This is a genomic window from Bacillus sp. OTU530, from assembly GCF_038440375.1.
Map to the genome: position 1 here is coordinate 83,215 of NZ_JASATP010000004.1, position 18,554 is coordinate 101,768.

At 39.1% G+C, this 18,554-nt stretch carries 16 protein-coding genes and 1 pseudogene; 9 read left to right on the forward strand and 8 right to left on the reverse strand.

What is annotated here, in order from left to right:
• Positions 1-111: 111 nt before the first annotated feature.
• Together AAHB12_RS04145 and AAHB12_RS04150 are read right to left on the reverse strand one after the other, a co-directional pair.
• A complete protein-coding gene (locus AAHB12_RS04145) occupies positions 112-660 on the reverse strand; it encodes a histidine phosphatase family protein (RefSeq protein ID WP_129728778.1) in 549 nt (182 codons plus the stop codon).
• Positions 645-1,412: a phosphosulfolactate synthase gene (locus AAHB12_RS04150; protein ID WP_342044400.1), complete on the reverse strand. Its 768-nt coding sequence runs from the start codon at positions 1,410-1,412 to the stop codon at positions 645-647. The genes AAHB12_RS04145 and AAHB12_RS04150 overlap by 16 nt, the downstream gene beginning before the upstream one ends.
• Positions 1,413-1,860: 448 nt before the next feature.
• Here AAHB12_RS04150 and AAHB12_RS04155 point away from each other — a divergent pair, with 448 nt between their 5' ends.
• From AAHB12_RS04155 to AAHB12_RS04180, 6 genes and pseudogenes are all read left to right on the forward strand, one after another.
• Positions 1,861-3,084, forward strand: a complete 1,224-nt coding sequence (locus AAHB12_RS04155; RefSeq protein WP_342044482.1) for an MFS transporter — start codon at positions 1,861-1,863, stop codon at positions 3,082-3,084.
• 14 nt (positions 3,085-3,098) lie between these two features.
• On the forward strand, positions 3,099-3,377 hold the full coding sequence (locus AAHB12_RS04160) for a hypothetical protein (RefSeq protein ID WP_342044401.1): 279 nt from the start codon (positions 3,099-3,101) through the stop codon (positions 3,375-3,377).
• A 22-nt stretch (positions 3,378-3,399) separates the two neighbouring features.
• The gene (locus AAHB12_RS04165; RefSeq protein WP_342044402.1) at positions 3,400-4,311 is read left to right on the forward strand and encodes a YIEGIA domain-containing protein; all 912 of its coding nucleotides are present in this window, start codon (positions 3,400-3,402) and stop codon (positions 4,309-4,311) included.
• Positions 4,312-4,762: 451 nt separating this feature from the next.
• A complete protein-coding gene (locus tag AAHB12_RS04170) occupies positions 4,763-5,530 on the forward strand; it encodes a sulfite exporter TauE/SafE family protein (protein WP_342044403.1) in 768 nt (255 codons plus the stop codon).
• A 176-nt stretch (positions 5,531-5,706) separates the two neighbouring features.
• Positions 5,707-6,183 (forward strand): annotated as a pseudogene (locus AAHB12_RS04175) (spore germination protein); the annotation flags it as partial.
• A 91-nt stretch (positions 6,184-6,274) separates the two neighbouring features.
• Positions 6,275-6,559 carry a hypothetical protein gene (locus tag AAHB12_RS04180; RefSeq protein ID WP_342044404.1) on the forward strand — a complete coding sequence of 95 codons (285 nt, stop codon included), beginning with the start codon at positions 6,275-6,277 and terminating at the stop codon, positions 6,557-6,559.
• A gap of 195 nt (positions 6,560-6,754) precedes the next feature.
• On the opposite strand, the gene AAHB12_RS04185 is transcribed toward AAHB12_RS04180, so the two are convergent.
• Both AAHB12_RS04185 and AAHB12_RS04190 read right to left on the reverse strand, forming a co-directional pair.
• Positions 6,755-7,390 (reverse strand): FusB/FusC family EF-G-binding protein, encoded by a 636-nt coding sequence (locus AAHB12_RS04185; protein ID WP_342044405.1) that lies wholly within the window; start codon positions 7,388-7,390, stop codon positions 6,755-6,757.
• 368 nt (positions 7,391-7,758) lie between these two features.
• Complete coding sequence (locus AAHB12_RS04190; RefSeq protein ID WP_342044406.1) at positions 7,759-8,022, reverse strand: CD3324 family protein; 264 nt, start codon at positions 8,020-8,022, stop codon at positions 7,759-7,761.
• 873 nt (positions 8,023-8,895) lie between these two features.
• Here AAHB12_RS04190 and AAHB12_RS04195 point away from each other — a divergent pair.
• Together AAHB12_RS04195 and AAHB12_RS04200 are read left to right on the forward strand one after the other, a co-directional pair.
• On the forward strand, positions 8,896-10,065 hold the full coding sequence (locus AAHB12_RS04195) for a glucose-1-phosphate adenylyltransferase (protein WP_342044483.1): 1,170 nt from the start codon (positions 8,896-8,898) through the stop codon (positions 10,063-10,065).
• A gap of 406 nt (positions 10,066-10,471) precedes the next feature.
• The gene (locus AAHB12_RS04200) at positions 10,472-12,049 is read left to right on the forward strand and encodes a phytoene desaturase family protein (RefSeq protein WP_342044407.1); all 1,578 of its coding nucleotides are present in this window, start codon (positions 10,472-10,474) and stop codon (positions 12,047-12,049) included.
• Between the two features lie 122 nt (positions 12,050-12,171).
• Here AAHB12_RS04200 and AAHB12_RS04205 read toward each other — a convergent pair whose 3' ends face one another.
• The 4 genes from AAHB12_RS04205 to thrC all read right to left on the reverse strand — a co-directional run bounded on the left by AAHB12_RS04205 (position 12,172) and on the right by thrC (position 17,480).
• On the reverse strand, positions 12,172-13,296 hold the full coding sequence (locus AAHB12_RS04205; RefSeq protein ID WP_342044408.1) for a Ger(x)C family spore germination protein: 1,125 nt from the start codon (positions 13,294-13,296) through the stop codon (positions 12,172-12,174).
• Complete coding sequence (locus AAHB12_RS04210) at positions 13,293-14,387, reverse strand: GerAB/ArcD/ProY family transporter (protein WP_342044409.1); 1,095 nt, start codon at positions 14,385-14,387, stop codon at positions 13,293-13,295. The genes AAHB12_RS04205 and AAHB12_RS04210 overlap by 4 nt, the downstream gene beginning before the upstream one ends.
• Positions 14,388-14,389: 2 nt before the next feature.
• Positions 14,390-15,730 (reverse strand): spore germination protein, encoded by a 1,341-nt coding sequence (locus AAHB12_RS04215; protein WP_342044410.1) that lies wholly within the window; start codon positions 15,728-15,730, stop codon positions 14,390-14,392.
• Between the two features lie 346 nt (positions 15,731-16,076).
• Positions 16,077-17,480, reverse strand: a complete 1,404-nt coding sequence (gene thrC, locus AAHB12_RS04220; RefSeq protein WP_342044411.1) for a threonine synthase — start codon at positions 17,478-17,480, stop codon at positions 16,077-16,079.
• Between the two features lie 393 nt (positions 17,481-17,873).
• Here thrC and AAHB12_RS04225 point away from each other — a divergent pair, with 393 nt between their 5' ends.
• The gene (locus AAHB12_RS04225) at positions 17,874-18,440 is read left to right on the forward strand and encodes an NUDIX hydrolase (protein WP_342044412.1); all 567 of its coding nucleotides are present in this window, start codon (positions 17,874-17,876) and stop codon (positions 18,438-18,440) included.
• Positions 18,441-18,554: the final 114 nt, after the last annotated feature.

The following is an 18,554-nucleotide window of genomic DNA, read 5'->3' on the forward strand; positions in this document are numbered from 1 at the left end:
AATAATTTGCCTATCAGCCTGTGCGAAAGTTTTCTTCTTTAAAAATACGATTGTTATAGAGAGTGCAACCGGTTTTCCCCATACGTTAACCTGTTACATCATGCTCCGTTCTCATCTCGATTCTTTTCTAGAAGCCATTGATAATGTAATACATTCATTGTTACCAACAGTAACTTTGTTCATATAGTTAACATGCCCGTATTGCGAATACGATAGAATCGCTCGGATCCATGAGCCATGCCCAAACACTAACAAATTCTCATAATCCTTATATTTATCTAAAAATAAAACAATTCGTTTTTCTAAGTTCTGAATGCTTTCTCCTAAAACCAACTCTTTTGGATTTTCTATCCATTTCTCTCCATATACTTCAATGAGTCTTTCCTTCGGCTGCCCTTCAAAGGGACCGAAATCTAATTCGTCCAATAAACCTTCTGTTTCTGCTTGATAACCATATAGCTGTGCAGTTTGATGGGTTCGTTTTAATGTACTCGCTAATACTAAATCAAATGGGAGCAACTTTTTTAGGAGCTGCTGATTCTCAGCAATGCCTTTATGAAAATCCTCTGTAAGCAGGGCCAATTCGATATTTCTTCTGCCTTGAAGCCATGTTTTCTGATTCCATTTTGTCGGAAGATGTCTAATTAAGGTAATTGGCATTCGTGCTCCTCCAAATAAAATGTTTCACTTCTCAATCCGCAGCGTTGAGCCTCTAACGCTAATACATCCTGTAATTTCACATTTGCTAAATTCACGTTTGGACCAACTTCTCTAATAAAATACATTTGGTGTTTAGAGGTAGGGGCTTCGAAGATGATTTTTTTACTATCGATTGCTTGGATTAATTGTTGGATCAAATCAGATTTAATACTGCCGCATTTTTCATAAATACCGGCAGTACCTGAATCCCTGCCTTCTGTAAGAACATAATCGCATCCTGCGTCTAAAAAAAGCTGTATCTCTTCCACCCATTCAGAAATGGACATTTCCTGATTTGGATCCTTTGAGCCAACCTCCCCTACCACATGAAAATCTTTTTTTAAATGAGAAACAAGCTGAAGGCGTTCCTGAAGAGGTATGTCTAACGTTCCATTTGAAATTTCCACCCATTCAATTCCCAGCTCGCGCAAATACGTTAGGTATTCGGGAATTTTATTTTGATAATAGCATTTTTCAAAAAGTGTTCCCCCGCAATATGGTGTAATATGATGTTCCTTGTACAAATCAATTTTTTTCTTTAAGTTGGGAGTCACATAGGCCGAGCCAATTGCGATTTTGGCAATATCAATAATATGACTGTAATCGGACAAAATATTTTTTAGTTCTCCCATAGATACTCCGAAATCGGCAACTGAAGTCAAGCCATATGTTCTAGTTCTTGTTGTCCTCTTCGGCAATCGTAAAAAATCCATCAAAAAACGCCTCCTTTTTTACACTGCAGGAAAGTGCAAATTTCCAGCTAGAGGCCATTCGACATAGCCGGAAATTTTGGAATACAGTGTAAGGGCAACTACGCCTCTGTCTTCGCCCAAGAGCAGGGCTCGCCAATCGGCGAGTTTTCTTTACACTGTAGGAAAGTATAAATTTCCGGCTAGAAGTGAATTCGACGTAGTCAGAAACTTTAGGAATACAGTGTAAGGGCAACTACACCTCTGTCTTCGCCCAAGAACAGGGCTCGCCAATCGGCGAGTTTTCTTTACGATACATTATTCAAAAATTGGGTGAATGTGTAAATATTAGGCATTTTTCTTATAAATTGGGTGTTTGCCTTGTATAAACTATTATCTTCCTTCAAACAATAGAAAAGCTAATTCCAACAGTTAGGGGGTACATGCATTGCCAAAGCAAAAACATAAAGGCATGACGATTTTTGCTATCGGTTCAATCCCGATGATCCTTGTTCTGGGTAATTCGATGTTGATTCCAGTTCTTCCGGAAATGAAAACAGAACTCGGTATTTCTCATTTCAAAGTCAGCCTAATTATTTCAGTATTTTCGATTGCCGCTGCGATATCCATTCCTGTTTTAGGATATTTATCTGACCGTTTTTCACGGAAGGCTGTGATTATCCCATCCCTCATTTTATATGGAAGCGGCGGGCTTCTGGCAGGTGCAGCCGCTGCATGGTTTTCTAATGCCTATATGTGGATTATTGTAGGTAGGGTTTTGCAAGGGGCTGGAGCTGCTGGAACAGCACCGATTGCAATGGCATTAACAGGAGATTTATTTAAGGGAGGAGAACAAAGCCGTGTTTTAGGCTTAGTTGAGGCTTCTAACGGCTTCGGAAAAGTTATTAGTCCCATTATCGGTTCTCTATTAGCTATTCTCTTCTGGTATGCTGCATTTTTTGCTTTCCCAATTTTCTGTTTAATTTCTGTCCTATTAACAATATTTTTTGTTAAGGAGAAAAAGGAAAAACACGCACCTCATACACCTGTAGGGAAATATACAAAAGGTCTTATATCTGTTTTTAAAACCGAAGGGCGTTGGTTATTTGCTGCTTATTTGACCGGTGCAACTTGCTTATTTACTTTATTTGGAATATTGTTTTATATTTCCAATATCCTTGAAAAGGATCATGGCATTAACGGTGTCTTAAAAGGGTGTATCTTGGCTATTCCTCTTTTATTTATGACAACTACTTCGTATATAACCGGCAGTAAAATTGGAAAAAGAATGTCCCTAATGAAAACCTTGATTATTTTGGGTTTGCTGCTTATGACTGCTTCTTTTTCCGCACTAGTGTTGTTTAAAAATTTAATTCCTTTTTTTAGCGTGCTTGTGATTAGCAGTATCGGCACCGGGCTTGTACTTCCTTGTATTAACAGCTTTATTACCGGTTCAGTTCCTGCTGATCGAAGAGGCTTCGTGACAGCTTTATACGGATCTGTTCGATTTTTAGGAGTTGCCATCGGTCCTCCTATTTACAGCGCTTTAATGGCATGGTCTCGCACAGGCATGTTCCTCGTAACGGCTGGCCTTACGTTATTTGCTGGCTTGCTCTGTATGATGCTCATCCATATAAAGAAGAAGGATCCATCGAAAGAAAGTGATACTCTGTTTGAGAAATTACAGCTTACATAAAGGAGTAGATCGAATTGCAAATTTATTTTTCACCAGAGGTAATAACTCCGGAATATCAGGTTTTAAATGTAGTAGATGCAACGAACAAAGGTGTAGGAAACGTAGCTTTTTTATTTGGTGAAAAAAAGCTGTATGTCTATGGAATTTTAGAAGCAGAGGAAGTAGGGGCAGATTTTAAAGATTTAGTTACCCCTTATTTGAAGGGATTAGCTAAAGCAAAGCCTGATGTAGATATTTTTTCTTGCTTGTATGTAGGCGGTAGAAAACTAAAGCTGCATGAGGAAGAAGAATAAATTCCTTTCTTGGAGTGAATCAATGAACGCACAATGGATTTCTCATGAACATATCGTCATGATTGTTACAGCTCTTATTGTTGGTACACTAGCTAGAATTCTTAATATTAAAGAGGATTTTCGGCAATACCCGAGTTATCCAAATGGCTATATGATTCATCTTGTAACGGGCTTTATCGCTGCTGCCCTAGGAGCAGTTGCGATCCCCGCTCTGATGACAAAGAACTTTATAGCTGTTACATTCTTATCCCTTGCAATCCAACAATTTAGAGATGTACGAAAAGCGGAAAGAGATAGTTTAAAGGATTTGGAAAAGAGTGAATACACGTATCGCGGGGAGGCCTACATTGACGGTATTGCGAAAACCTTCGAAGCCCGAAATTATCTCTCCTTAATTGTTTCGCTGGCGACCGCAATCACCATCCAATTGATAGATACGAATAACGATGGGCTGCATGTGTTAGCTGGAGTATTGGTGGGCTTCATCGTTTTGTATATTCTGAAGAGATTCTCCAAGGGGAAAACCATCGGAGATATTGCCGAAGTGGAACAAGGAACGATTGAAATTAAGGACACCGAACTTTTTGTAGATGGAGTCTTTGTATCAAATCTTTTAGGTACAGAACACACATCCAATAGATTTGAGAAGGAAGGACTAGCTGTTATTATTACTCCCCATGAGGAGCGTTTTCGGATAGCCTTGGATCATTTTGGTCAAAGACAGGCAGCTCTGTTTGAAGCAACGAAAGCAATAGGTCTGAAGCGATACCACTTTACAAGAAGAGATTTTGAAAAAGGAAGATTTATTATTGCTCTGATCCCTATTATAAAGGACCGAGATCGTCTAATTGAAGCAGTCAAGAAAACGCCATTGCTCGAAAGCGTCAAGAAAAGCAAATCTATCATGAATACGAACTTGGTGGGCAAAGCATAACTACAATGAAGGTCCGGTCAGCAGCCGGGCTTATTCACGCTTTTAGAAGGATAAAGTTCCAGCTAGAAGCGAATTCAACGTAGTCAGAAATTTTAGCAATACAGTATAAGTAGGGCTACGCCCCGGGGGGCAGAACTCGCCAATCGGCGAGTTTTCTGTAGCATAAATACGGTAGCAAACTGCATTCTTATACAATTAGCGAAGTTCGCCATACAAAAAGAAACGTGAAAGTGATTTGGAAAAATGGGCAAATAAAAATCAGCCTGCATCCTCCTGCTCACTGGGGGGATCTTTAAAGGAACTTATCCTTTCTGCGAATGATATGGATTACGGCAGCCTATTGATTTAGAGCATATATCCTTAGTGCAGTCTGTAACAAGGCGCATAACCATTTCATAAATTGTCGGTATGAATTCACTTTTTATAAAGCTATGTTTGGAGTGTGCATCGAATGAGCATTGGCATCATTGTCATGGGACTTTTAGTCGGTTTCTTAGTCGGACTAACAGGTGTGGGAGGTGCGTCTTTGTTAACTCCTGTTTTAGTATTAATCGGAATCAGTCCCTCTATTGCTGTGGGAACGGATCTTGTTTATAATTCCATCACAAAATTTTTCGGTTCTATGCAGCATTGGAGACAAAAAACGATTGATTTTACACTAGTAAAATATCTTGCAATCGGAAGTATTCCAAGTGCAATTTGTGCAGTTGGAGTTCTTCGTTTATTTGACTCTTTTTTTCATAATCAGGAGTTAATCATTAGACATGCATTAGGATACGTTTTGATTATAGTAGCCTTAATGACATTAGTTAAAACGTTCCTTAAGGAGCAATTTGAATGGAATGATGTTCAAATGAAGCCCATACATGAAAAAAAGCGGTTAACCATTGCAATTGGGGCAATTGGCGGATTTGTTGTCGGTTTGACCTCAATTGGTTCGGGCTCATTATTTGCTCTAGCTATGCTTTATCTTTATAAAATGAACCCTTCAAAATTAGTGGGAACAGATATTGCCCATGCTTTTCTGCTAGCCACTTCAGCAGGGATTGTACATGCTGGAATTGGTAATGTCGATTATGTATTAATGTTTAATCTGTTGTTAGGATCTATACCAGGTGTGATGCTAGGAAGCGCCTTATCATCAAAGCTCCCTACAAAGCCTTTAAGAGCCATAATGGCCGTAATTATCTTAATTAGCGGATTTAAGCTCATATATTGAGTGCACTTCATAAAAGGTTATCCGGCTGCAAAGAAGCTAGATTTCTTCGGATATAGAATGTAAGAAGATAGTATTATTTTTCACCTCGGTGTCAATTGTAAAAATAACCTATTGGAAATGTATGGGGATAATGTGGGCTGATTGTCTTCGAGGTGAGCTATGGAAAAAACAACAAGGAGGGGCAGGTGCCTTTACTTCTGCAATTTTTATTGATCGAAGTCGGAATAGACATGCTGCGGATGGCCACCATTCATACACCGACATCGCTTGCAACTGCACTTGGGCTTGTCGCGGCTTTCATGATTGGACAAGTTGCTGTCGAGGTTGGCTTATTTACAAACGAAGTAATCTTATACTTTTCAATTGCAGCAATTGGCACATTTGCTACACCAAGCTATGAATTAAGCCTGGCGAACCGACTTGCTCGCATTGCTTTATTACTGATAACCGCCGTATTCCATACATCTGGCTATGTGATTAGTGCCACTTTATTTATTATTATGCTGGCTAGGATGCAATCCTTTGGGGTTCCGTACCTTTGGCCATTTATTCCATTTAGTTACCGCCCATTTCGCGATGTGCTTGTGCGCGCACCTATTCCATTAAAAAACCGGCGCCCGCGTATTTTGCATTCTCAAGATCCAGATAGATAAAGAAAACTCATAAATAAGGGAGCAAACGAGAATGAATGTTACACACTTCTGGAACGATATATATATCATGTGAAAAAGGGGTGGATTTCGATTGTATACATACAGCTTATACGATTCAGGAGATTCTTTTGGTATCAATAAGTCTTATCACATCAAATGCGACATTCCTCCTCATAGATTTCGGTCCATTATGATGGAATTTCGCCGTAATGAAGAAGTAGGAGAAAGCATTAAAGAATTTGTTAGCTTCATGAAACAGGAGTTTGGTGAAGAGTTCCAGCTGTTTGAGTATGATGATATTGTGCAATACGATGCAGACCAAGAAAATAGCATGATACTGGAAAATTTGCTCGATCAGGCTGATAAGCATGTATAACACATCACGTCCCATACTATCATGTAAAGGACACAATTTATCCAAAGTAAAAAAAGGTCATGGATGACACCATGACCTCTTTTGCTTTTTACTTACTGTAAGAAAGCCAAAGAGCTGTCATTTTCATAGCAGCTAGAGAACATTCTTGCGCAAGAGGAGAGACAATTATATTTACTTTTCTTAATCCCAGTGATTTTATTGAAGCCGTTCAATAAAATCATGCAATTTATCAAGCGTAGTTAGGTTGTGGTTGCATGTATAGCTATCTTGGCAAATATAGTTCCCTCTTGTTGTAAAGGTGTCTATTCCGGAACCTTTTGTTTTAGACATAAACATCCCCACTTCCCCATGACGGTTGCACAATGCACAAATTCCTTTTTGATTAATAATGTTAAATGTGCCCTGTAAACCAATAAGCCTGTTATGATACGGGGCTACAAGATATTTTTTATTTGAACCTTGATCGTTCCAGCCCAAATAAGAAATCTCTCTCTCATCGATATGTTCTAATGAAGGCACTTTGAGCTTTTTCACTTTTGGAAAGAGCTTTTTGATTGTTTGTTCTGTTATCTCTTGAAACGGAATCACATACGGCTTTATTTGTGATAAAAACACTTCCGCATCTTCCTTATTTTTGATGTTCACAATCGGTTGCAGCAACTGGGTTTGCTCTTCGCTAACATCCACAAACAAATGTAGCACCTTCTCTTTCGCAAGAGATTTTAGCGCATTAAGAACACCTATGTCGTTCGCGGATGCATGACCATTAATAAGGATTTGTGTTTGTGCTTTTATAAAATGATACTGGTCACTTCTGATAAAGGGTTTCATTTCCATCACTCCTATTCATCCCGCATGAACGGGCACGGCTCGCCAATCGGCGAGTTTTCTTTACACTGTAAGAAGGTATAAACTTCCAGATAAAAGTCAATTCGACGTATTTGGAAATTTTAGGAATACAGTATAAGGGCAACTACGCCTCTGTCTTCGCCCAAATGTAGGGCTCGCCAATCGGTGAGTTTTCTTTAACAAACCATTCGTAGAGCGATCCTCACGATTTTACATTGTTTGTTTATCCCTTTTTATTGTAAAAGAGCATTCTGTTCTACACAATGTCGAAATTGATTCTGAATCAAACTCGGCATACAAAAAGCACTGATAATGTACATGATTATCAGTGCTATAGCTATCATTTTTATTTACTTGGAATACACAATTTTTTTAATTGTTTCCGTAGAGAGAAAATATTCTTCTGCCAATTGGCCGATGCTCTTGCCGCCTTGGAATTCGTTTTTAATGGAGTTATTTCTGCCCTTAATTAATGCTCTTGTTCCAGAACGTGCTCCCCATTTTTGATAGGATTGTTTAGGCTTAGGAATATAAATTGTTTCTCCTTGCACATACTTCTGAATTTCTGCGATAAGCTCCTCAGGCAAAATAGCCGTCGCTTTTACATATTTCACTTCTGCCAGCCCCTTATTTTTTAGTGAAAATGAAAATAAGGTGCAAAGCCAAGTAGTGTGAGGAGAGACAGAGACTCATTTGGGCGATTGTATCTTACAGTAAAGTCCACCCCATGCAAAGTATCGCCTCTCCTATACTAGGCTTTGCATGAGACGTTGCAGATTTTGGCAATACAATTGTATATGCCATTTTTACACCCCCAGAAAATGTTTTGAAATTGCATTCCCTAATGATTATACAATGATTGTGCTCTTCATACATCTCTCTGTTTTAACTACTTTACCCACAATATTATTCCTGTAGTAAATCAGCATAACGAGCAAGCTCTTGGCTTTCACTGTTCATATTCGATGAAGCAGCAGCTTTGTGGTGTTAAAGGGATATATTTAAAAAAATGTTTATTTTTGTAAATAACTATTCGGGTTATAACTTCCAAAATATTTAAAAATAAGGAAACTAATGAACATATTATGAATCTTTTTACAGAAATCCCAAAAAACTTTCGACAATTTCACAAAAAATAACTTATGTTTCAACAGTAATTAGTTTCAAACTACCCGATATCCCCTATAAGCGTTACTATTTTTGTCGATATTCACCTAAAAACGTCATACTGTTGTGACTAGTTAAATAAACATATTTTGTTAAAATAAAGCTTGTTACGTTATCGTACTTGAGACAACTTAGAGGAGGATTGTAATGGAAGAGATACTGAATTTCGTCAATTCTGAAGAAGATACTACAGAAGTCCCAATTTATACCGATGAGGAGCAGGAATATTTTTATAAGCTATGGGAAGAAGACCGGTTATAACACACCCCTATATACAAAACCCTATATCCAAAACCACGAAATCGCTTTCAGGAGGGAACATATTGAAAAAACAATGTATTGCTATGCTTTTGGCTGGCGGAAGAGGAACAAGATTACAAGCATTAACGGATAACTTGGCAAAACCTGCGGTGCCCTTTGGCGGAAAATATCGAATCATTGATTTCACATTAAGCAATTGCAGGAACTCAGGCATTGATACAGTTGGAATATTGACCCAATATCACCCTCATGTTTTACAAAACTATATTGGAGACGGAAAAGAATGGGATCTGAGCAGAAGAGATGGCGGTGTAAGCATTCTTCCTCCGTACCAATGCGAGAACGGTGCACGTTGGTATGATGGCACTGCACATGCGATTTACCAAAATGCCCATTTTATCGAACAATATGACCCTGAGTACGTGCTTGTCATTTCTGGAGATCATATTTATAAAATGGATTACGATAAAATGCTGCAGCAGCATATTCATTCATCAGCGGATGCTACTATTTCTGTCATCGAGGTTCCATGGAACGAAGCAAATAGATTCGGTATCATGGAGATTGATAAAGATACAAACCGAATCGTGAATTTTGAAGAAAAGCCAAAAAACCCTTCCTCCAATTTAGCCTCCATGGGAGTGTATATTTTTAACTGGAAAACTCTAAAACACTATTTAGAACAAGAAGAACAAAATGACGCTTCTTCCAAAGATTTTGGAAAAGACATTATACCTGCTATGCTACAGGACAAGCTTAACCTATTTGCTTATGAATTTAACGGGTATTGGAAGGATGTCGGAACCGTTGATAGCTTCTGGGAAGCAAATATGGATTTGCTTAAAAAAGAAACAAACGTTTTGTTAAATGACTCTGATTGGAAAGTATATACCGTTGAACAAACATACCCTCCCCAGTATCTTGATTATGATGCTACGGTAAAACAGTCCCTTATTAGTGAAGGCTGTGAAATCTACGGAACGGTTGAAAATTCTGTTCTTTTCAGCGGAGTAAAAGTGGGTAAAGGAACAGTGATAAAGGATTCTGTCATCTTACCGAATGCAGTAATTGGCGAGAATGCAATCATTGAAAAAGCGGTCGTTGGCCCTGGAATTTTTATAGGGGACCATGCTGTCGTTGCTTCTAAGGATTCATTTAAAGGTATTACGTTAGTAGGAGAGAACATCCAGGATCAGCCTAGAAAACCTGTGTTAACCAATGTTATTTAATAAATTTTAGAAGGATTGCCCCTTGGTATTCAAGGGGCAATCCTCTATGTATATTTTTTGGCGCCAACTGTCTACTGTTAAGCATGCAGCTTAATGTATTCCCTAGTTGTCCCAAGCATTCTTATTAACTATAGCAGCCTCATCCCTCAGAAGATTACAGCTTCTAGGGTATCCGTGAAATTGTATCTCCTAGCTTTAAAAAGGAACAGCGATTGAAAATGAATTAAGCTTTCCTCCTCTTGCACAATAATCTGTTTTAAGGTTTGCCGAACAGATAAAGAAGATCTCAACTCAGTCAAGCGCACCAGGCTCAGCAAAAATAACTAATCTTAATCATTCATTTTTCATGATATACAAAAAATATACACAATACTTCTTATATTTGATACATAAGGAGAGTGAACCAATGACGAAAACTTACGATATTATCATAATTGGGAGCGGTCATAATGCTCTGATTACGGCCGCCTACTTAACCCGTGCTGGTCGCAGCGTATTAGTGTTGGAGAAGAATGATCGCCCAGGAGGGTTTTTACGTACGGAGGAGTTAACTGTACCAGGGTTTAAGCATGATGTATATGCCGCAGCCCATCCGCTCTTTTTGACTGGGCAGGCCTATGTGGATCTCGGAAAATCTTTAGAAGCTCGTGGGTTACGCTATGTAAATACCGATTTGCCTACCGGCGTTTCTATGGAGGATGGACAAACAGCGATACTCCCTCGATCGTTTGAGGATTTCGTTGCAGAAGCCGAACGATTATCTCCAAATGACGGAGCCGCGGTGATGCAGATGTTTGAAGAGTTTAATCCTTATGCTAACGATGTTTTCACGTTATTCAATCAAGATCTGTCCCGCCCTCCCGCAAACGAAATAATTACAAAACTGCTTCATGAAAGCGGACGTCCGGGCTATTCGGAATTTGCCGCTTCATTGTTCTCAACGGCGCGAAATGCTGTAAAATCCTTTCAATCTCCGGTGTTGCGCGCGATGCTCGCATCTTGGGTTACTCATCTGGGGCGTACGCCAGATGAAATCGGCAGCGGGATTTGGGTTCCGCTCACTACGATGGCACTGATGGGCGGCGGGATGCCGATACCGGAAGGCGGCAGTGAAATGTTAGCACAAACATTAGCTCAATTAGTGCAAGATCAAGGTGGAGTGATTCGTGTACAAACACATGTACAACGTATTATAGTGAAGAACAATCGAGCTGTTGGAGTGCAAACATCAGATGGCGAAGAGTTTTGCGCTACGCAGGCTGTAGTTGCCTCTACTACTCCCGATCAACTGTATCTTTCACTTTTGGCGGAAGCGGATATTAGTGCTCCTTTACGCAAGCAAGCAAAGCAATATCGCTACGGGCGTGGCTGCGTACAAATTCATCTTGCGCTGAGTGAGCCGCCGCGATGGCCTGATGCACGTTTTTCCAAGGTTGGCCAACCGCATCTTACAGATGGATTGGATGGCTTTACACTGGCGATCGCACAAGGAATGGCAGATCTCCTGCCGGCTAAACCAACATTCACTGTGGACTGCTCGACCAATCTTGATCCTACGCGAGCACCGGCTGGTAAAGCTGTCATGCGAATTCAAGTGCTAGAGGTACCGTGCCGTCCTCGCGGCGATGCTGCCGGTCAGATTGAAGTCGGTGACGGCACTTGGACTCCTGATCTTACTCAGCGCTTTACTGAACGTGTACTTTCGGTCGTGAGTAAGCATATTCCTAATATCCCAAGTGCCATTATTGGACAAGCCGTTGTCACACCTAAGACCATTGCACAGTATAATCCAAATGCAGGTCCGGGTGATCCATACGGCGGGGCACATGATTTGTCACAGAGTTATTTGTTCCGCCCTCTTCCTGGACAACCGAGTCATCAAACAGCGGTGTCCAATCTTTATATGGTAGGTGCAGCGACTTGGCCAGGACACGGAATTAACGGCGGCTCGGGATATATTGTTGCACAGCAGCTTTTATCATAAGCTGATTCGTAAATCTTTTTGTGTGCTAACTAGCTAACGGTATTACATCTTAATCATTTTCTCTTACACGATCCTCACTTGCTGAATTTTTCACTTGAAGTGAGGATCATTCCTTGTCTAGATTACTCAACGGTCCCGACACTCTTCACTGTAGTTTTAACAGATACATCAAACTTCAAGTGGGGATAAATTTGTTTCCACTCTGCGTATGTATCCCTTGTGTGAAGGTGGGTTGCCTGATAGCGAAGACCAAACCCTAAGGGGTCTACCTGGTTTTTCTGAAGCATTTTCAAGAAAGCAGTAAGTCGCTTTTTGGATAATTCACCTGCATATTTACTGTAGGTATCCATGTTGCTAGGTGGAAGGCGATCTTTGGATTCCTCGACAATCCCTTCCATTTTAATGTCCATCTTCAGGACCGGTGTTTTGTTGGCCGGGGTTAAAATTTTATACTTTACCTTCACCGTATCTACAGACAATGCAAAGTCTAATCCCTTCTTTTTAACCTTCACATCTACCTTTTCAGCATTTCCAGAAAGTGTATTATAATCTTTTGTCTGATCAGCTGTTAACTCCACCTTTTCTTTATGATCTTTAAATACAACCGCTTTGTTGATAATAAACTTCGTTTTTTTCTTATTTGTCTCAATGATAGGTACAATTGCATCCATGCCCGGTTCTAACAATCTTCTTCTAAAATCAAATAGGTAGGTTGTTACAATATATCCGCTTTCTGTTCCGATTCCAGAAAAAATATTAAATAAGGCATTAGAGCCTGCCATTTCTGAGGAAGGTTCTGTTTTCAGTACCTTTTCCGCTGTCGGTCTGCCAATAGCCATCCATGAAATAAATTGAATATCCCTTCTTCTCAGGAAAAAATCAATATCTTTTTCCATATCCCGATGAAGCAAATTTTCACCTAACACAATCATTTTGGCCTGACCAAAATCCAATTCCTTATCAATATGTGTCTTCAAAATACGTACAGCCTCCGCTAAGGTTGCTGATTCCTTTGTTAAATATGTATAGCGTGGACCTGTAGAATCTTTAGCTGTACCAGATGGAATGGCTAATTTTAAAATAACACGATAGGGTTTTGTTTCGTTTTTTGTATAGTCAAGGCCAATCGCCACAATAAAGATCCGTTTATCAATATCCTTAAACCCGCAGCCTGCTGATAAAATAACAGAGCACAGCATGACCATGACAAAGAAAAGGATTTTTCCTCTTTTCAAGAATACCTTCATGTTTTTGCTCTCCTTTTTATAACCCAAAGCATTGTCAGCACAACTATAAAGAAGAATGGTAATGTGTTAAAAAAACTTATTGTATATGTGGTAACGTCTTGTTCCGTTACATATGGGATTATTATCAAACTGATAAACCAAAACAAACTAACAAACAGATAAGGTGTCAGATTACGCCCTTTCCATTGGAATCGTTTCAACCAAAACAAACTTTTTAAAAGTTCTACTGTCACATGCCAGTGAATTAAAATGCTAAGAAAGGAAATTGCCAAATATAAAACTAAGAAAATGAATAGAACTCGCTCGACGAAACCAAATTCAATCCGCATCGAATCACTTGTAAGAATCCAAGGATAAACTAGTCTGTCAATCTGATCAAATCCATTGTATCCAATAGGAATAAAATACGTGGTAGCTAGGTTACCTCCCGCAACAAAGAGTGTAATTCCTAATTGAAGCCAGCTCATCTTCTGTTTTTTCGTGAATACACGATTGAAAATAATTAAGTTGGCTGCACCTAAAAATACATATGAGCATGCAGAAAATGCAGGATAATCGGGAATATGATATATATACATAACTGACTTCTTCACAAAATCCCATTTCATCCCTTCACCCGTATATGCCTTTATCATGATTAAAACTACCAAAGGAATGTTAAAAACCACAATTGCTTCAATCGTATATAATACACTTTTAGTATTCATTAACACACCGAATGAAATAAAACATAGAAAAATGCAAACAATCCATGTGACCGGCATGTCTGGCGTCAAAAATCGTTTCAATAAGAAGGAATAGGTAATGAGCGTCACAAGTCCGGCTAAAAACCATGCAACTATAAGATACAGAATGAATGGAATATATATCCATTTGGAGATGTATTCCTTTAGCAATTCAGGTAGTCCCTTACCAGGAAATGAATGAAAAAATCTTGCCATTATATATATAAATGCACAACCAAGAAACAAGGCAAGAACCATAGAAGCAATGGCTCCTTTTGCTCTAGCCTCAATTAAAATTCTCGGGACGGATGCGACAATATTGGCAATCATATTTACAATTACTAAGTAATAAAAATATCGATTCACCTCTACATTCCTCTATTTTCATCAGGTTTTTTCTGAAGAAACAGCTTAAAATACGGTTCTCCAAAGCTGTTCATATGTGTCAAATACATAATGAATCCAATAAACGATAATATCAGCCCTGCGATTCCAGAAACAGACGCAAAGAACAATAGCAAGTATTTTGTCACTCGTACCGCGAAGCTCATCTCATTTATGGGAATAGCAAAGTTCGAAATGGCTACCGCGGATACAATAATAATCATAATATTAGATGCTAAGGCTGCCTCTGTTGCAGCAGTACCTAAAATCAAGCCGCCAACGGTTGTAGCTGTTCCGCTTATCGATTTGGGCAGCCGAATGCTTGCTTCAATTAACAATTCCATAATAAGCAGCAGAAATAATACTTCTAAATAGGAAGGATACGGAACACCGACACGGCTCCCTGCTACTGACAGCGCAAGCTGCACCCGAAATATCTCCGGATTAAAGGAAGTAACCGCGACATATGTTCCCGGTAAAATCAAGCTGATTAACAATCCTGTATAACGTAATATCTTTGTGGATTTCGTGATCCAATAGGAACGATAGTTATCCTCCATTGAATTCATAAAATCATAAAAAACACTAGGCGCCATAATCGCAAACGGATTGCCATCTAACAATAGAATAACTTTTCCGCCTGTTAGGTTATAAATAATTCGATCTGTCCGCTCTGTAACCATCATAGTAGGAAAGAGAGAATACTTCTTTCCGTTCATCATGCGCCCTAATTCCCCAGTGGATTGAATAATAGGTTCTCCTAATTTCTCGATTCTTTTTTTTATATCTTCAAGAACTGCTTGATTGACAAGCTCTCGATCATATAAAACAGCAAGTGATTGATGAGACTTCGTTCCTACTTCAAACATTTCTATCGAGAGGGAAGGTTGATGATAGCGTTGTCGAATTAAGTTCAGATTTGTTTGTATATCCTCACTTAATGAGGTTTGTGGCCCCTGAATGGTCGTTTCAACAGAAGTTTGTAATACGCTATTCGAACTTACCTTCTTGATATCGAACATAAGCAGACTGCCTCGAATCATGACCACAGCGCTTCCTTTTGTCAGCTCCAAAAGAACCTGCTCTCTTGATGTAATCTCCTGTTGATTAGGAAGTGACTGCAAGTATGCATCAAAATGCTGCTCGGTAGGCATTTCAAAGAAAGGCTTAATGATATTTTGTTGAAGCTGCGTACTATCCACTACTGTTTTGACAAACAAAAGCACAGCGGTTTTTTCATCAACTTGTAGCTTTTTATGGGTCATATCAAAACAGTTTTTCAATTGTTCAGTTAGCCAACACATGGTTTGAGTTGCATTTAACATCCTTTCACCTGCATTTTCTTGTATTTAGATTTCATCCATTCCCCCATCATAGCTTTCATTTTTGTTCCCCATTTCTTAAATAATTATGCTAACTTTTGCGACAGACAAGTCCTACAATGGATACTCACATCATCTTTCCTTTGTCTAGCTGTAAGCTCTTAATGTATAAACTTCCTACATATGTCATTTTTTATTCAAGCGAGCCTATTGTACGAATTTTTGCACACTCTGATACAAATAGATCCTTTTGATTCCCCAGCTCTTTCCTCAGCCTGTCCTATCTGATTGCAAAACAAAAAGGAGTAGATTCTCTACTCCTTTTTGTTTGACGAATTGATTTTACATATTAGGAATTTGAGAAACTAAACAGCTTCTCAAGCTGACGAACGATTTCATCGTTGTCCGCGTCAACAACTTCCTGATATTGCGGTTTATCGAATAATGCACTAATTTGCTCAGGGAATGTTTGCTCAATATCGCAGCGTTCAATCGATTCATTGAATTTTGCCGGGTGAGCTGTTGCCAGCGTTACGCAAACCTCACTCGGTTCATTACATGTTTCATATGCAGCAACACCGCATGCAGTGTGCGGATCAAGTAAATATTTGGATTCCGCATAGTATTTGCTGATTGTTTGCAAGCATTCTTCACCTGCTACTCCATGCGCTGCGAAATCCTTTTTCACTTGGCGAAGCTGCTCTTCATTCACGACAATTTTGCCTTCGGACTTAAATTGATCCATTAAAGCAGAAGCTGCGCTTGGATTTTCAGCAAGCAAATAGTATAGATAACGCTCAAAATTGCTTGCTACCTGGATGTCCATAGAAGGGCTGTATGTGCTGCGGAATTCACCAGGCTGGTACACTCCATCTTGGATAAAACGTTCTAGAATATTATTTTCGTTCGTTGCCACAATAAGCTTACCTACTGGAAGACCCATTTTCTTCGCAAGGTAGCCGGCAAAGATATCTCCAAAATTACCAGTCGGAACACTGAAGTTTACTTTCTGTTCTCCTGTCTCTTTCGTTACTTGGAAGTAGGCATAGAAATAGTAAACTGTTTGAGCTAAAATACGAACAAAGTTAATGGAATTAATTGCGCGCAGATGATATTTGTTTTTGAAATCTACATCAGCGAACAATTCCTTGATGATTCTTTGGCCATCGTCAAACGTTCCTCTGATTGCTAAGTTCAAGACATTCTCGTCATGTACAGTTGTCATTTGTAATTCTTGCACCTTACTTACTTTTCCATGCGGATGCAAAATACAAATGCGAATGCCTTCTTTTCCTCTTACGCCTTCAATAGCTGATGCACCTGTATCACCTGAAGTAGCGCCAAGAATATGAATTGTTTCACCTGTTTTCTTTGAGACATAGGAATATAAGTTTCCTAAGAATTGTAGGGCAATATCCTTAAACGCAAAGGTTGGGCCGTGGAACAGCTCCAGTACGTACATATTGTCCTTCACCTTTTGAACAGGAGTTACCTCTGGGTGGCGGAAAGTTGCATAGCTTTTCTCGATTAATTCCTTTAGCTCGTTGCCTGGAATCTCACCATCAACATAATAGGAAAAGATTTCGTATGCTAATTCCTGATACGTAAGCTGAGACATTGCTTGCAGCTTTTCTGCAGGGATTTGCGGAATTTTTTCTGGAACTAAAAGACCTCCATCATTCGCTAATCCCATTAAGACTGTATCAATAAAACCAATTTCACTTACATTTCCTCTTGTGCTAACAAAGTTCATAGTTATCCTCCAAGTAAAATTTAAATGTATTACTATCGTTACCTAAAATTAGATGTAAGTCAATATAATCAATATGGTAAATAGAGAAAAATTCAAAATTTTTAAACTGCTAAGGTCATATTTCCATTATTTACATCAATTTTGGTCGCCTCATTACTCATAAGAGTGTTGAAATTCAAACGGGCAATTCCTTCTTCATTTTATAATTATACTATAATATTCAATGCTAGGAACCAATTCATATAAAATAAAAAGCAGTTTTGATAAGGTTAAGAATCTTATATAATTTTTATTGCATCATAATTTTAACTGTGAGTATGCACTATGTTATTTTTCACACAAAATAGCAGAGAACAAAAAGTTAACTATCTGCTGCATCAAAGGAGAATGAATATGGAAAAGGTGAATTTTTGTCTTTCATGCGGACAAAGATTAGAAGTAAGAAGTATAGGGGGAGAAAATCGGAAAGCTTGCCCAAGCTGTGAATTTGTCCATTGGGGAGATTACAGCATCGGGGTAGGAGCTTGTGTATTTAAAGATGGAAAGGTATTACTAATAAGACGAGCGCAAAACCCTGGAAAAGGAAGATGGACTATACCTGGGGGCTATATTGAACAGTTCGAGCATATTGAGAAGACGATTGAAAGAGAAGTTGAGGAAGAAACAGGGATACACGCAAAAACGCAAAGAATGATTGCCCTATGTGACTTGCCGCGAGAAATCCACAATGTGTATATTGTGTTCTCAATGGATTATATCGATGGGGAGCCTCAAGCAGACGGGGTAGAAGTAGATGGTGCAGGCTTCTTTAGCTGGGAAGAAATGCAGGAGATGAATGTTGCTCCTTTAACGACATGGATTGTCAATGGTGCCCTGCATAACAAGAACTCGAATGGATTAGTGATCGATCAAAAGCCGATTGTACAGCTAGACAGGTACGGATTGTTTCATTCCGTTTAAGAAAGCTTCCCTACAAGCAATCAAACTGCAATTGTTCCTAAAATTTCCTCCTGCGTCGAATTCACTTCTAGCTGGAAATTTATTCTTCCTTAAAATGTAAGAAAATCTCTAAGG

What these genes read in the sequence shown, in the direction of transcription:
- AAHB12_RS04165 (WP_342044402.1), top strand. Translation starts at nt 3,400, where the DNA reads ATGAACGCACAATGGATTTCTCATGAACATATCGTCATGATTGTTACA.
- AAHB12_RS04155 (WP_342044482.1), top strand. Translation starts at nt 1,861, where the DNA reads ATGACGATTTTTGCTATCGGTTCAATCCCGATGATCCTTGTTCTGGGT.
- AAHB12_RS04215 (WP_342044410.1), bottom strand. Translation starts at nt 15,730, where the DNA reads ATGTTAAATGCAACTCAAACCATGTGTTGGCTAACTGAACAATTGAAA.
- AAHB12_RS04225 (WP_342044412.1), top strand. Translation starts at nt 17,874, where the DNA reads ATGGAAAAGGTGAATTTTTGTCTTTCATGCGGACAAAGATTAGAAGTA.
- AAHB12_RS04150 (WP_342044400.1), bottom strand. Translation starts at nt 1,412, where the DNA reads ATGGATTTTTTACGATTGCCGAAGAGGACAACAAGAACTAGAACATAT.
- AAHB12_RS04170 (WP_342044403.1), top strand. Translation starts at nt 4,763, where the DNA reads ATGAGCATTGGCATCATTGTCATGGGACTTTTAGTCGGTTTCTTAGTC.
- thrC (WP_342044411.1), bottom strand. Translation starts at nt 17,480, where the DNA reads ATGAACTTTGTTAGCACAAGAGGAAATGTAAGTGAAATTGGTTTTATT.
- AAHB12_RS04200 (WP_342044407.1), top strand. Translation starts at nt 10,472, where the DNA reads ATGACGAAAACTTACGATATTATCATAATTGGGAGCGGTCATAATGCT.
- AAHB12_RS04145 (WP_129728778.1), bottom strand. Translation starts at nt 660, where the DNA reads ATGCCAATTACCTTAATTAGACATCTTCCGACAAAATGGAATCAGAAA.
- AAHB12_RS04205 (WP_342044408.1), bottom strand. Translation starts at nt 13,296, where the DNA reads ATGAAGGTATTCTTGAAAAGAGGAAAAATCCTTTTCTTTGTCATGGTC.
- AAHB12_RS04185 (WP_342044405.1), bottom strand. Translation starts at nt 7,390, where the DNA reads ATGAAACCCTTTATCAGAAGTGACCAGTATCATTTTATAAAAGCACAA.